A 13,808-nucleotide genomic window follows, 5' to 3' on the forward strand; every position below is an offset into this window, starting at 1 on the left:
TGACTGCTTGGTACTTCTCCCGTTAGTTTTATTGGTTTAATGTTGTTTCCCGTCATTCAGGTGCCGAGATCACCGCCATTGACCTCGCTAAATGCGGACCCGAATAACTGCGGGGGTGGTATCGATTGTCAGAGCATTTTCATCCGACCCAAAACCCATCATGGCGAGAAATCAAGCAAAGCATCCACAAAACCCCTAAGATCAAAGCATCCCCGCTAACTGTTCTAATTCCGTCATGAAAAACCACCACCGATTACTGCTGAGTTTAGTGCTGGGCGCGTGCGCCGGACTGGTCTGCCACGGCTTTGCCGATAGCGAGGCATTGCAAATCTTTAACCGCTACTTGATGGAACCCATCGGCCAAATCTTCTTGCGGCTGATCTTCATGATCGTGGTGCCGATGGTGATGAGTGGTTTGATGTTGGGGGTGTACCAGCTCAGTAATCATCACGGTTTGGCGCGGGTGGCCCAGCGCACTTTGTTTTTTACCCTATTGGCCAGTTCGGCATCGGTAGCGGTGGGGATTTCGCTGGTCAATCTGGCGCAACCGGGCGTTGGTTTGGATATTTCGCAGATGTTGGGCGATAGCAGCGGCGTGAATAAAATCCAGCAAAACGTCGCCCAAGCCAAGCCGGTGGTTCAATCTTTGTTGGAGATCATTCCCAAAAATCCGTTCGCCAGTGCCACTCAAGCACTGGAAGGCGAGATGTTGTCTTTGATGTTCTTTTCCTTGGCCTTCGGCGCGGCGCTGGCGGCGACCAATGGCGACAAGCCGTCACGTTGGGTTGGCTTATTGGAAGAAACCTATGCCGCCTGCTTGTTGATCGTCGATACCGCGATGAAACTGGCGCCGATTGCGGTGTTTGCGCTGGTGTTTCAATCGACTTTCAAATTCGGGCATCACATATTGTTTTCCTTGGGGTTTTACGTGCTGGTAGTGGTGACGGGTCTGCTACTACAGCAAGTGGTGGTGTACAGCATGCTGTTGCGCTTTTTTACCCGGATCAAACCGCTGAGTTTTTTTCGGCAATGCCGGGATGTCTATCTCTACGCCTTTGCCACAGCGTCGTCGAATGCCACCTTGCCGCGCTCGCTGGAACTGGCGGAACACGATTTAAAACTCAGGCCGGAAGTTGCGCGGTTTGTATTGACAATAGGTTCCACCGCCAACCAGAACGGCACGGCCTTGTTCGAAGGCATTACCGTGCTGTTTCTGGCACAGGTGTATGGTGTCGATTTATCGCTAGCGCAGCAGGTGCAAGTGGTGTTGATGTCGATATTGGCCGGCATCGGCACAGCCGGGGTGCCGGGCGGCTCCTTGCCCTTGATTATGATTTTGACCCAACAGGTCGGGATTCCGGCTGAGGGCATGGGTTTGATTTTGGGCGTGGACCGCTTCCTGGATATGTGCCGCACGACTTTAAATGTTAGCGGCGATTTGGTGATTGCAGCCTTGGTCGACCAACCCGAACAGCAGCGAACCTAACAAACCAACTGTGTCATATCGCGCATAGGATTGGCCATATGCCTTAGTTTTTAGCCCCAATTCAACGACCCCGGCTACCCGAGCACCCCATATTGCCGGCATTTCGCCACCATGGCATGCAGCTTGCAGAAAATCGGGTTCTCGCATGAATTCGATTTGGCATGACACAACCACACAACGCCGTCACCAGTCAGGAATTGGCCGATTTTTTTAACGCCAGCCACCCGCAACTGCAAAAATATCTGTATTGGCAGGTCCGCTCGCGGGAAGTGGCCGAGGAACTGGCGCAGGAAACCTATCTGCGGTTTTTGAAACAAGAGCCCCTGCAAATTCTGGATTTGAATGCGTTCATGTTTACCATCGCCGCCAATCTGGCGCGAGACCATCTGCGCGGCATCAAACGCCAGCAACATCGCGAGATGGTAGCGCTGGATACCGACATCGCCGACTCGAACCCCCACACCGAAGACATCGTTGCCAGGCAATGTCTGGGAGAACAATTACAACAAGCCATCGCCAGCTTGCCGGACAGAACCAGGGAAATTTTTCTGTTATACCGCGCCGACGAACTGAGCTACAAACAGATCGCCGCGCGATTGGATATTTCCGAACGCACCGTCGAATACCATCTGCGACAAGCGCTGCTGCTGTGCCGGCGTTTTTTGACCAATACTTAGCGCCGTTTAAATAGCACTCGGCGTAGCCGCTCCCCATTCAAGTATCCCATGCTGAAGATATACCCGGTCGAACCGTCTCGGGCTTTGCTTTACAATCGCGCTCAACCGAACTTTTAGCCGCTGACTACCCCGGAGTCCCGCCATTCACCCAATCGAATCATCCTCCGCCTCCGACCGCCCCTTTACCGAAGCCAATGCCTGGTTCTTTCGGCTGCGTGCGGACGATGTCGGCGCCGCCGAGCGGGAACGGTTTGCCGCATGGCTGGCCGCCAGCCCCTTGCATGCCGAGGCCTGGGATACGGTGCAAGCGTTGTTCGCGGATTTGGAAGCCCCGGCCAAGGCCGTTCGCCGGCAAACCGCGGCACCCTTGACGGCCAAGCGTCCTCGACGCCGGCGAACCGCTAGCATGGCAACGGCCGTGGCCGCTTGTGCGGGCTTGATCGCCGTGCTCCCGCAATCGACACTTCTGCAAAACCTGCAAAGCGATTATCACACCGCCACCGGCGAACAGCGCCTAGTCACGTTGACCGACGGCTCGCGGTTGCTGCTGAATACCGACAGCGCGGTTGGCATCGAAATGACCGCCGCTGAACGCCGGGTTACGCTGCTGCGCGGCGAAGCGTTTTTCGAAGTGGCGCGCGCGCCGCAACGGCCGTTTTGGGTGGTGGCCGGCGACGCCCGCGCCCGAGTCACCGGCACCGCGTTCAGCGTCGGTCGCCGTTCGGAAAATGTTGCCGTCACCGTCACCGTCACCGTCGCCGAGGGCCGAGTGGAAACCAGCACCGAAAGCCATCCCGAACAGATCACACCCTTGACGCCCGGCGAATCGGCGCATTATAGAGGGGCCCGGCTCTCCGCCAAGCAAACGGCCGACATACCGCGCGAATTGGCCTGGCGCCAAGGCCAAATGGTCTTCGTGCAAGCGCCTTTGACCGAGGTGGTGGCGCAAATCAATCGTTATCGCCCCGGCCGTTTGATCGTCACAGACCGGCAGCTGGAGAATCGGCCGATCACGGCGGTGTTTAATATCGACAAGTTGGACGACGCGGTATCCGCACTGGAGCAAACCTTCGGCATTCGGGCCCGGCGTATTGCCGATTATTGGGTGTTGCTAGGGTAAAGTTAGAGTGTGTCCGGCCAAAGTCTGGCCGTATGAATAATGGCAAGCACATGAATGTCCTTATCCTGGACACGGTAAACAACAATGAACGGAAAATGCGTAATGATCAGTTCTCGGGTGCCGTCGATACGGCCCGGACGGCCCATGAAAGGATTTGCGAGTAAGCTATTCAGCGTGTCGTGAATTTTGGTAATAATTCGTGTTGCAGCATTGCGGTTGTCTTGAGCCACAAAGTCGTATATCTCGCTCAAATCGGTCTTGGCTCGCCGGGTATAGCGGAGTCTCATTTCATTGATGGCAACGAATGTTGTTCAAAAAACGCGGCCATTTCCGCGTCGTCAACGAATTCTCCACGGTCCGCTTGAGCAAGCCCTTCCTTGATTTTATCCAGCATGCCATTTTCCCACGCAATGAAATTGCCGATGGCTTGATTCGCTAGCTCCGTTTCATCTCGATGAGTTTGCTTGGCAAGCGCGCTCAATTGGGCTTTTAGTTCGGGACTTACTTGTAAGGTAACAGGCATGGCGGCTTCTTCCGTTGTTCGAAAAACATCGTGAATACCAGTTTAATGACTCGCGTTTCTTAACACAATAAACACAGCATGGCGTAGAGGTGAAATATTTTTAATTTTGCCTAGGGATATGCGCTAAGCCATCGTCCTTGATGGTTAATGGGCCGAATTGCCCAGCAACCCTGACGACGATTTATCTTGCGGAGATGCAAATGCCTGATCAAACACCTATCGCCACCCGCTTGCCACGGCGCAAATTCAAGACACCTGCGCGACTGCCCGGCGGCCTGTTGCTACTTTCGCTGGCGGCATCCCATGCCGCGCTTGGTGTAGAACCTGCCCCGACAGCCCCGGCCGAGCAAACGGCCGACTACCGGATTCGCTCGCAAGCTCTGGACAAGGCCTTGGTAGAGTTTTCGCTAAAATCCGGTATTCAAGTGGTAGCCGACGGCAAATTGACCGCCGGCGTTACCTCCCCTGGTGTATCCGGCCATTATGCGCCGGAGCAGGCTTTACGAAAATTGCTGGCGGGCACCGGCGTGGCGGTGCAATCCAGCCGCAACGGCACCGTGACTTTGGAAAAAGCCGCCGCACCCGAACCGCAGTCTGGTGCCAATACCTTGCCGACGGTGACGGTGGCCGGTACGGCTGCGTATGACCTCACCGATCCTTATAGCCGCGACTACAATCGTCCCATCGCCAGCACCGCGACCAAAACCGATACCCCGATCATGGAAACGCCGATGTCAATCCAAGTGATTCCCCGCGCCGTGATGGACGATCAACAAGCGATTTCGGTCGGCGATGCCTTAAAAAATGTCAGCGGTGTGCAATCGGGGGGCTATAGTTTTTACGATAACGCCACGATCCGCGGCTTCGATGCCGGGCAAAGCACCTACCGCAACGGGCTGCGCCAACCCTATATTACCCATCTGGAAACCGCCAATCTGGATCGGGTGGAGGTGCTGAAGGGGCCGGCATCGATCTTATTCGGTCGCATCGAACCCGGCGGCTTGGTCAACCTGGCCCCCAAGCGTCCGCTCGATACGCCTTATTATTCCGTACAACAACAGTTCGGCTCATACGACCTCTACCGCACCACGGTCGATGCGACGGGACCGATATTGGCGGATAAGTCGCTGTTATACCGGATGAATATCGCTTACAAAGACAACGATACCTTTCGGGATTTCGCGCATCAGGAGCATGTATTTGTAGCGCCTTCGCTAAGCTGGCGTCCCAACGACCGTTTCGAAACCAATCTCGACATCGAATATCAGCACGATACCTGGGTGGAAGACGGTAGCGATAGCGGCATACCGGCAATCGGCAACCGTCCGGCCAATCTTCCAATCAATCGTTATCTGGGCGATGCGGTGTTCAATCGCCAAAACCCGAATACTCAGGACAAGGTGCTGTTGGGTTTCGATTGGTCCTATCAGTTCAACCCAGACTGGAAACTGAAAAACCGCTTCCAATACATCGACGCGCAATACCATCAATCGATACTGTGGGCGGATAGCCTGGCGGCCGACAATCAGACGCTTTCTCGCGGTTTGTGGCATACACCGATACACCGGATGACCTACAGCACCAATCTGGATTTGACCGGCAAGTTCGATACCGGATTTGCCCACCACGACGTACTGGTCGGCTTCGATTTAAATCGCTTTAACAGTCAGGACGGCGGCGGATTTTCGGGCTATGCCGATACTTATACGGACTTGGACATCGACATCAACAACCCGGCGTACGGCGTCGATCTGTCGGCGCTGACCGGTGCGAAGAACTTTTACTATAAATCTCAGGATAACTGGTACGGCGTCTATTTTCAGGACCAGATAACCCTGTGGGACAAACTGCATATTCTGGGCGGCGGCCGGCACGATTGGGCCGAAAACGGCTCTGGCGATAGAAACGCTTTGGGCGATCCGGCAACTTCGCACGACGCTATTCAAATGCAAAATACCCGTAGCGAATTTTTCAGCCCACGGGTCGGCATACTCTACCAACCCTGGCAGTGGCTGGCGCTTTACGGCAATTACGTCGAATCGATCGGCAGCAATAACGGCGGCCTTTCCGCTTCCGGCCAACCGTTCGGACCGCAGACCGCTACACAATTCGAAGGCGGCATCAAAACCGAGTTTTTCGATGGCCGGCTGAGTTCGACGTTGGCGTATTACCATATAACCAAGCAAAATACGCTGGCGACCAACCCGAATAATCCCCTATACAGTGTTGCCGTCGGCGAAGCCCGCAGCCGTGGTGTGGAGCTCGACGTAACCGGCAGAGTGACCGAGAACTTAAGTTTGATCGGCACTTATGCCTATACCGATACCAAAATCACCAAGGATTCGGCGGCGATCTATGATGCTGACGGCAACGCCATTGCCACGAACTCGGGCAACACCGGCCACCAACTGCCCACGGCACCGCGCCATTCTGGCAGTCTGTGGGCCAAATATGACATAGACAACGGCCTTTTGCGGGGCTTGAACTTCGGTACCGGCGTTTATGTCCGCGGCCAACGGCAGGGCGACAACGCCAACAGCTTTCAATTGCCCGGTTATGCGCGTTGGGATGCCAGCATTAGTTACAGTTTCAAACACGGTGGCACCAAAATCACCCCGCAACTCAATGTCTACAACTTACTCGACAAAACCTATTACGACCATTCCAGCAATCGGCTGAATATTCGCCCCGGCGAACCGTTGACGTTTCTGGGTTCGGTGCGGGTGGAGTTTTGATGCCGCACGCCATAGCGGCTCGGGGCTTCCAACCCCGATCCAAAAATTTTTAGGCTAGCCCGGTGGGAATTTCACTGTCTGATACGTCTTATCCGCTAATGGCCGGCACTTTGCCGGCTTGAAATGGAAACCCTGGAGCCGCTATGAAAATCCGCCCCTTTTGGGTAGTTGTGCACCGTTATGCCGGTTTGGCGATGACGGTGTTTTTGATCATCGTCGGTTTGACCGGCAGTCTATTGGCGTTTTATAGCGAACTGGAGCATTTGATCAGTCCGCAGCTATCTGCGCCCGCTTCGGATTTACCGCGCTTGAGTCCGCCTTTGCTAAAAGCCAAGGCCGAATTGTTGGTGCCGCAGGGTAATGTTGTTTCAATATGGCTGGAACACGATGCCGCGCATCTCGATGTGGTGCCTCTTACCAATGCGGCCAACGGTAAGCCTTACGAACTCGGCTTCACCCAGCTGATTCTTGATCCCTACACCGGCGAAGAACTGGGTCGCCGCACTTGGGGCGCGATTTCCGAAGGCTGGATCAACCTGATGCCCTTTGTCTACAAGTTGCATTATGCCCTGGCGCTGGATGAAATCGGCGGCTGGATTTTAGGCATTACCGCGCTGGTGTGGACGTTGGATTGTTTTGTGGGTTTTTATCTGACGCTGCCCGTTGCAAAACGACACACCTCGCCGGCTGCCCACGGAAAGCCGCGTTCGTTTTGGCAACGCTGGGCGCCGGCCTGGAAAATCAAAGCGCGCGGTTCCCGCTTCCGCATAAACTTTGATTTGCATCGTGCCGGTGGTTTGTGGGTGTGGGCCATGCTGTTGGTGTTCGCCTGGTCCAGCGTTTATATGAATCTGGCGGATACTGTTTACGCGCCGGTCACCCGTGCGGTATTCACCGATTATCACGAGCCGTGGATCGATTTTCCTGATCTTGACAAACCGCTTGAGCAACCGCCCGTCGCTTGGGCAGACGCTTACCGGATAGCCGTCGAGCAGATGGAGCAAGCGGCGCTTGCGCAAGGATTTGTGATTCAGTCACCGTCAGGCTTTCGCTACAACCCCGCCAAAGGGTTTTATGTTTATCAGGTGCGCACTAGCCTGGATATACAGGACAAGCACGGTACCACCCGCTTGGTAATCGACGCCACTACCGGTGCTGAAAAATTGCTGTTACTGCCCCGCGGCCAGTATGCCGGCAACACAGTGACTAACTGGTTGGGGGCCTTGCACATGGCTAACGTGTTCGGCATGCCTTACCGGATTTTTGTGTGCGTATTGGGTTTGGCGATAGTGATGCTATCAGTAACCGGAGTAGTCATCTGGCTGAAAAAGCGCCGGGCCAGACTGCAAAAAGCGGTGTTGCAGGATTAAGTTTAAGAGACCGATGCCAGCGAGTAAATTATGGTTCTCGCTGGCGCCCGCCATCGCATAAGCCTCACCATCGATTAACTGATGCTTGATGTCGGACTCAAGTTCGCCCTGAAGATATTCTTCCGGGCTAATTCTGCGTTGGGTTTGCGGTAATGCCATGGCTGAAAGCGGATTTAAAACGGTGCGATGCACCATAGTCGATAGCCGGCTTGGCAGTCAAGCATCCCGGTGCCCACTGGTAATAACGCACTTGCAGCCATCAGCGTGGCCCTGTATCGTTGCAGGAACCCTAATTCTTGCTTGTTGACTTTACATGTCCGATTCCGCTCCCAACAAATTGATCCTGGTCGACGGCTCGTCGTTTCTGTTTCGCGCCTTTCATGCCGTACCACCGTTGACCAATGCCCAGGGCGAGCCGACTAACGCTGTTTACGGCGTGTCCAATATGCTGCGCAAGCTGATCAACGATTACAACACGCCCTATATCACCGTGGTATTCGATGCGCCGGGCAAGACTTTCCGCCACGAGTTGTACGATCAATACAAAGCGCATCGGCCATCGATGCCGGACGACTTGCGCGTGCAGATTGCGCCCTTGCACGATTTGATTCGTTCCTTGGGTTTACCACTGATTATCGAACATGGTGTCGAAGCGGATGACGTGCTGGGCAGTCTGGCGCAAAACGCGGCGCGCCAAGGCTTTGAAGTGATCATTTCCACCGGCGACAAGGACATGGCGCAGCTGGTCAACGAGCAAATCACGCTGGAAAACACCATGACCAACACCCGCATGGACATCCAGGGTGTGCAGGACAAATTCGGCGTGAAGCCGGAGCAAATCATCGATTATCTGGCGCTGATGGGCGATGCGGTGGATAACATTCCCGGCGTGCCGAAAGTGGGTCCGAAAACCGCCGCCAAGTGGTTGCAGGAATACGGTACGCTTGACAACTTGATCGCCCGCGCCGACGAGATCAAAGGCAAAATCGGCGACAACTTGCGCGAGGCCTTGGGCCAACTGCCGCTATCGCGCGAATTGACCACGATTAAGTGCGACGTGGCCTTGCATTACAGTCTGGAAGATTTGAAGCGCAAGGAGCCGGACATGGCCGCGCTGAAAAATCAGTTGGGCCATTTGGGTTTCAGCAGTTGGTTGAAGACCTTGAACGGCGACGGCTCGACCCCCTCTCCAGCGGGAGAGGGAGGGGTGAGGGGGCAAGCAAAAAACGATTCTTCGGAATCCTCAGCCCAGCTCTCTCCCGCTGGAGAGAAGGAGCCGACAGCTGCGTTAGCAAGGGATTACCAAACCATCCTGACCCAAGCCGATTTCAATACTTGGCTGAACAAGCTGCAAAAAGCCGAACTTTTTGCCTTCGACACCGAAACCACCAGTTTAAATTACAGCGACGCGCAAATCGTCGGCGTGTCGTTTGCGGTAGACGCCGGCCAGGCCGCTTATCTGCCGGTGGCGCACGATTATCCTGGTGCGCCAGTCCAGCTCGACCGGCAAACCGTTTTAGACGCCTTGAAACCCTTACTCGAAGACCCAAAAAAAGCCAAGCTGGGCCAAAACCTGAAATACGACAGCCATGTGTTGGTCAATCACGGCATCGCACTACGCGGCATCCAGCACGACACCATGCTGGAATCGTATGTGCTGAACAGCACCGCGACCAAACACAATATGGATGATCTGGCCAAGCATTACCTGGGGGTGGATACCATTCATTTCGAAGACGTGGCCGGCAAGGGCGCCAAGCAGATCGGCTTCGCCGAAGTGGCTATCGAGCAAGCCAGCGAATATGCCGCCGAGGATGCCGACATCACCTTGCGCCTGCATCAAACCCTGTCCGCGCAATTGCAACAACACCCTCGTTTGTGGGAGTTGTATAACGAAATCGAAGTGCCGCTGATCGGCGTGTTGGCGCGCATCGAGGAAAACGGCGTGTTGATCGACAGTGCAATGCTGGCCCAGCAAAGTCTGGAGTTGGCGAACCGGATGATAGGCATCGAACAGCAAGCTCACGACCTGGCCGGCTCGGCGTTCAACCTGGGTTCGCCCAAGCAGATTCAAGAAATATTGTACGACCGCTTGAACTTGCCGGTGTTAAAGAAAACCCCGAAAGGTCAGCCTTCCACCGACGAATCGGTATTGCAGGAACTGGCGGTGGATTATGCTTTGCCCCGGTTGATTTTGGATTTTCGCAGCATGAGCAAGCTGAAATCCACGTATACCGACAAATTGCCGCAGCAGATCAATGATCGCACCGGCCGGGTGCATACCTCCTATCATCAAGCGGTGGCCGCGACCGGCCGTTTGTCCTCGTCCGACCCCAATCTGCAAAACATCCCGATTCGTAGCGAGGAAGGTCGCAAAATTCGGCAGGCTTTTATCGCCCCGCCCGGCTATAAAATTGTCGCCGCCGACTATTCGCAGATCGAACTGCGCATCATGGCCCATCTATCCGGCGATGCCGGCCTGCTGGCGGCGTTTTCGCAAGGTGTGGACGTGCATCGCGCGACGGCGGCGGAAGTATTCGAAGTGGAACTGGATCAGGTGACTCACGATTTGCGCCGTTCGGCCAAGGCCATCAATTTTGGTTTGATTTACGGCATGTCGGCGTTTGGACTGGCTCAGCAATTGGGCTTGCCGCGCAACCAAGCCCAGGCGTATATCGATCTGTACTTCAGCCGTTATCCCGGCGTGAAGCAATATATGGACAACACCCGGGAACTGGCCAAGCAGCAAGGCTATGTCGAAACCATTTTCGGCCGGCGTTTGTATTTGCCGGAGATCAACTCCCGCAACGCCGCGATGCGCCAGTACGCCGAGCGCACCGCGATCAACGCGCCAATGCAAGGTACAGCCGCCGACATCATCAAGCGGGCGATGCTGGCTTGCGACGCCTGGATAGGTGCAGACAATCCGGACGTAAAAATGATCATGCAGGTACACGACGAATTGGTGTTCGAAGTAGCCGAAGTGCGCTTGACCGAACATATGGAAACCATCCGCGGCATCATGTCCGGCGCCGCCGAGCTGCATGTACCCTTGCTGGTGGAAGTGGGTAGCGGCGAGAATTGGGACGAAGCGCATTGAGCATTGCTGAGGCTGTCGGGCCATGAAATTCAAGTTCTGGGGAGTGCGCGGCTCGATTGCCACGCCGGGGCCAAGCACGGTTAAATACGGCGGTAACACCACCTGTATCGAAGTCACCAGCAGTGCCGGCGATTTAATCATTCTGGATGCAGGCACCGGCATCCACGCACTGGCGCAAAGCTTGCCCCAACAAGCGTTGACAGCGCATATCCTGATTACCCATACCCATTGGGATCACATCCAGGGTTTGCCGTTTTTCCTGCCGATGTTCAAAGCCGGCAATATCATCAACATCTACGGCGGCCTGGAACCTTTGACGCATCAAGGCATCGAGCGGGCGATGCATGTGCAGTTGCAGCACAGTTACTTCCCGATCAGCGAAGCGCAGTTAAAGGCCGAGGTGCGTTATTTCACACTGAAAGCCGGCGCGCCGATTACCGTGGGTAGCGTACGGGTGACGCCAACGGTACTGAATCATCCGGTTTACAACTTTGGTTATCGTCTGGATGACGCTGACGGCAGCTCCTTGTTTTTCACCGGCGATTACGAGCCGCAGCTTAATCCTTATCAGCCCGATCATCCCGGCTACCCGGCCATGCAGGAATTAATAGAACAAAAGCACGAAGAGGTGATTGCGGCGATGGCAGGTGTCGATGCGTTGATTATGGACAGCTCCTACACCGACGCCGAATACGCCAACCGGCATGGCTGGGGCCACGGTACTTATCGTTCGGCGATGAATTTCGCGGCCCAGGCGGGCGCTAAACGCTTATTTTTGACGCACCACGAGCCGACGCGGAGTGATGCAGATTTGGAGGCGATTTTTGCATCGCTTTTGCAGACTGGTGAGGTTTCGGTTTGTTTGGCTCGGGAGGGGGAGGAGTTTGAGTTGTTGGATGACTCTGGTCAGTCCGAATAAGTTAGGTCTGATTTTGCTGGAGTTTGGTTTTTTTGTGTCGCTGGCGCGACGGGTTATTTGTAAGTCGGGGCTCGGCCCGACAGCCGAGATACTTTCGCTACGAAAACCATCCCTGGTTTTTGCCCTTCGGGCCAGCCTGACGGCTGTTCAAATTCGCTCCCGGCGAATTTGTGCTTCGCCAAAAGAAAGTATCCAAAGAAAAGGCCACCCGGATGCCGCTTATTCCCTGTGCTCCTCGCTTTTGAACGGGGTCGCCGAAAGAGGCTTCCTGCCCCTTCGGCAACGCGATGCATCCATGCATCGCCCCTACGGGCTGCTCCGTTCAAAAGCTGCGGTGCTCGGCGCGGTATACGGGAGAAAACCGTACCTCGCTTTGGATGTTATTTAGTATTTCCTCGTTCCCACGCGCCGCGTGGGAACGCAGACTATCCGCGCCAGCGGTAACATACGACAAAGCAAGCAAACGAGGTCAAACCCATGGGCCGCAGTCGTTACCGCATTCTCCAATCCCAGCAGCCGCATTTCATAACCTGTACCGTACTTAACTGGATACCGTTATTCACGCGCCCGGCTACCGTGCAAATCGTGCTGGACGCCTTGATTTACCGTCAACAGCAGCACAATTGGCGAATTTACGGCTACGTCATTTTGGAAAATCACTTGCATTTGCTGGTACAAGTTGACGATTTATCCCATCAATTGGCCCACTTCAAATTATACACCGCGCGCCAGCTGATCGATTATTTGCAAGCCATTAACGCCGAGCGCTTATTGAAGCAATTGAACTGGTTTCGCAAGGCTCATAAAACCGACCGGGATTATCAGTTGTGGGAAGAAGGTAGTCATCCGCAGTTGATCGACAACCCCGACGTCTTGCGGCAGAAATTAGACTATATCCACCTGAATCCGGTCAAACGCGGCTATGTCGATTTACCGGAGCATTGGCGGTATTCGAGTGCCCGGAATTATGCGGGGCAGGATGGATTGTTGCCGGTTTATCGGGATTGGTTTTAGCTGACCGCAGCGCGGCTGGTTTGCATTCCCACGCGGCGCGTGGGAACGAGATAATACCGTTGATCGGCTCAACGGATGGACAGGAGTCAACGCCTCCGCCGTTGGCAATGCGGCAAATGATAAAACCTGGAGATTATCCGCATGAAAAATAATAATGCGTTAATGCAAGACCTGGCCCCTATTGCGCGTGATAACGGTAATTGATGGAGTTTTATATGATTTTGAATAGTTTGAAAATACAGCGCAATGCCTGTTGGTTATTGCGCCTTGCAGCCTTCTGTTTCACCTTATTGTCATGCCAAAACAGCTTGGCAGAAACTAATCCCGAGCCTGTTTTCGAGTTGACGCATACCTGGGGCGGCGTTCCTACTTCCGTTATCAAAATATATCCCGATGGCAAAGTCCATTTTCACCGCAACAAAACTGATTTTGGTAGTGAATCCGAAGACCGCTATGCACAGATGACAGCAGAGCAGTTGAATGAACTGGTGGATGTATTTTTATCGCTTCCATTTGATGCCTCAAAAAAGCTTGAGCGGGCAAAGGAAAGTGTAAGTGTACCTTGGCGTGTTTTTATCGCCTATAAAGATAAATTCATTAATATTACTATTCAAGACTCTATTTTTTTTCAATTTTTTGAAAAAAAAATGAGTAAATATAGCAATCTAAAACAATTGCTTTGCGGTGAAAACAATCAAGATGAATGTGGCACCAATGTATCCAATATACCCGATGATTTACAGGGCCTTAGAAAATACATGGAACCATGAAGCTTACTTTAAATTTTAACTTACATACAAACAGCGGAAAACTATGACAACGGTAACCGATGACCAAAAAGGCCAACTCATTAAATCCAGCTGG

At 54.1% G+C, this 13,808-nt stretch carries 12 protein-coding genes; 10 read left to right on the forward strand and 2 right to left on the reverse strand.

The genetic code is table 11. From position 1 onward, the window contains the following. Positions 1-235: 235 nt before the first annotated feature. From ACWAU0_RS06140 to ACWAU0_RS06150, 3 genes are all read left to right on the forward strand, one after another. On the forward strand, positions 236-1,486 hold the full coding sequence (locus tag ACWAU0_RS06140; RefSeq protein ID WP_458138660.1) for a dicarboxylate/amino acid:cation symporter: 1,251 nt from the start codon (positions 236-238) through the stop codon (positions 1,484-1,486). Positions 1,487-1,647: 161 nt separating this feature from the next. Beyond that, complete coding sequence (locus ACWAU0_RS06145; RefSeq protein ID WP_458138661.1) at positions 1,648-2,163, forward strand: RNA polymerase sigma factor; 516 nt, start codon at positions 1,648-1,650, stop codon at positions 2,161-2,163. Positions 2,164-2,314: 151 nt separating this feature from the next. After that, positions 2,315-3,283 (forward strand): FecR family protein, encoded by a 969-nt coding sequence (locus tag ACWAU0_RS06150; RefSeq protein WP_458139204.1) that lies wholly within the window; start codon positions 2,315-2,317, stop codon positions 3,281-3,283. Between the two features lie 2 nt (positions 3,284-3,285). Here ACWAU0_RS06150 and ACWAU0_RS06155 read toward each other — a convergent pair whose 3' ends face one another. Next, positions 3,286-3,570: a type II toxin-antitoxin system RelE/ParE family toxin gene (locus ACWAU0_RS06155; protein ID WP_033158290.1), complete on the reverse strand. Its 285-nt coding sequence runs from the start codon at positions 3,568-3,570 to the stop codon at positions 3,286-3,288. Beyond that, complete coding sequence (locus ACWAU0_RS06160) at positions 3,567-3,806, reverse strand: CopG family ribbon-helix-helix protein (protein WP_205451796.1); 240 nt, start codon at positions 3,804-3,806, stop codon at positions 3,567-3,569. The genes ACWAU0_RS06155 and ACWAU0_RS06160 overlap by 4 nt, the downstream gene beginning before the upstream one ends. A gap of 200 nt (positions 3,807-4,006) precedes the next feature. Between ACWAU0_RS06160 and ACWAU0_RS06165 the strand changes: the two genes are divergently transcribed. The 7 genes from ACWAU0_RS06165 to ACWAU0_RS06195 all read left to right on the forward strand — a co-directional run bounded on the left by ACWAU0_RS06165 (position 4,007) and on the right by ACWAU0_RS06195 (position 13,714). Further along, the gene (locus ACWAU0_RS06165) at positions 4,007-6,541 is read left to right on the forward strand and encodes a TonB-dependent siderophore receptor (protein WP_458138663.1); all 2,535 of its coding nucleotides are present in this window, start codon (positions 4,007-4,009) and stop codon (positions 6,539-6,541) included. A 143-nt stretch (positions 6,542-6,684) separates the two neighbouring features. Next, a complete protein-coding gene (locus ACWAU0_RS06170) occupies positions 6,685-7,911 on the forward strand; it encodes a PepSY-associated TM helix domain-containing protein (RefSeq protein ID WP_458138664.1) in 1,227 nt (408 codons plus the stop codon). Between the two features lie 313 nt (positions 7,912-8,224). Continuing rightward, a complete protein-coding gene (polA, locus tag ACWAU0_RS06175; protein ID WP_458138665.1) occupies positions 8,225-11,011 on the forward strand; it encodes a DNA polymerase I in 2,787 nt (928 codons plus the stop codon). Between the two features lie 22 nt (positions 11,012-11,033). Beyond that, on the forward strand, positions 11,034-11,930 hold the full coding sequence (locus ACWAU0_RS06180) for an MBL fold metallo-hydrolase (RefSeq protein WP_171696914.1): 897 nt from the start codon (positions 11,034-11,036) through the stop codon (positions 11,928-11,930). Further along, positions 11,908-12,318, forward strand: a complete 411-nt coding sequence (locus ACWAU0_RS06185) for a hypothetical protein (protein WP_415879594.1) — start codon at positions 11,908-11,910, stop codon at positions 12,316-12,318. The genes ACWAU0_RS06180 and ACWAU0_RS06185 overlap by 23 nt, the downstream gene beginning before the upstream one ends. Positions 12,319-12,407: 89 nt before the next feature. Then, positions 12,408-12,944 carry an REP-associated tyrosine transposase gene (locus ACWAU0_RS06190; protein ID WP_033158295.1) on the forward strand — a complete coding sequence of 179 codons (537 nt, stop codon included), beginning with the start codon at positions 12,408-12,410 and terminating at the stop codon, positions 12,942-12,944. A gap of 215 nt (positions 12,945-13,159) precedes the next feature. Continuing rightward, complete coding sequence (locus ACWAU0_RS06195; protein WP_129871319.1) at positions 13,160-13,714, forward strand: hypothetical protein; 555 nt, start codon at positions 13,160-13,162, stop codon at positions 13,712-13,714. Positions 13,715-13,808: the final 94 nt, after the last annotated feature.

It is taken from the genome of Methylomonas sp. Uni0009, assembly GCF_054188105.3.